At 71.7% G+C, this 988-nt stretch carries 1 protein-coding gene; it reads right to left on the minus strand.

Annotated elements, in window-relative coordinates; translation table 11 throughout:
• Positions 1 to 988: circularly permuted type 2 ATP-grasp protein (locus tag G3N93_RS40615; protein WP_206135587.1), on the minus strand; the 988-nt coding region annotated here is incomplete at both ends.

The following is a 988-nucleotide window of genomic DNA, read 5'->3' on the forward strand; positions in this document are numbered from 1 at the left end:
TAACGGGCCGCCGGCCTGAACGTCGGGTGGATAGGATGCCTTCACGATGCTGCGCGCGAGCTGCGGCAGCGCGTCGTCGCACGCGGCCGCCTCGCCGCACCACCACGAATGCACGGCCGGCAGCGTCAGCGTTTCGCCGAGCAGCCCTTCCGCGAGACGCGGCATGAAGCCGAGCATCGCCGGCGATTCGAGGAAGCCCGAGCCCGGCGCGTTCGCGAGCAGCACGTTGCCCGCGCGCACGGCCTGCAGCAGCCCCGGGACGCCGAGCATCGAATCGGGCCGCAGTTCGAGCGGATCGAGCCACGCGTCGTCGACGCGCCGCAGGATGCCGTGCACGGGTTCGAGCCCGCGCAGCGTCTTCAGGAAAACGCGGTTGTCGCGCGCGGTCAGGTCACCGCCTTCGACAAGCGTGAGGCCGAGGTAGCGCGCGAGATACGCGTGCTCGAAATACGTCGCGCTGTGCGGCCCCGGTGTGAGCAGCACGATCCGCGAATTCTTGCGGGCCGGGCTGAGCGCCTGCATGCTCTGCAGCAGCGCGCGGTACGCGGACGCGAGCCGCTGCACGCGCAGCCCGCGAAACCCGCGCGGAAAGAGCCGCGACACGATCAGCCGGTTTTCGAGCAGGTAGCCGAGGCCGGCCGCGCCCTGCGTGTGCTGCGCGACGATCCGCCACTGCCCGTCCGGGCCGCGCGCAAGATCGAACGCGACGACGTGCAGCCAGGTATCGCCCGGCACGCGTGCGCCGCGCATCGCACGCAGGTAGCCGGGATGTCCGGTGACGAGCGCGGGCGGCAGCAGCCCGCGTTCGAGGATCGTCTGCGGGCCGTACAGGTCGGCCAGCGTCGCGTTGAGCAGCCGCACGCGCTGCAGCACACCGCGCTCGATCGCGACCCAGTCCTCGGGCGTGACGATCAGCGGCAACAGGTCGAGCGACCACGGGCCGGCCGCGCCGTCGCCGGCGCGCTGCTCGTGCAGTTGATAGAACAGG

The organism is Burkholderia sp. Se-20378 (assembly GCF_017104665.1).
GTDB classification, from domain to species: Bacteria; Pseudomonadota; Gammaproteobacteria; order Burkholderiales; family Burkholderiaceae; genus Burkholderia; species Burkholderia lata.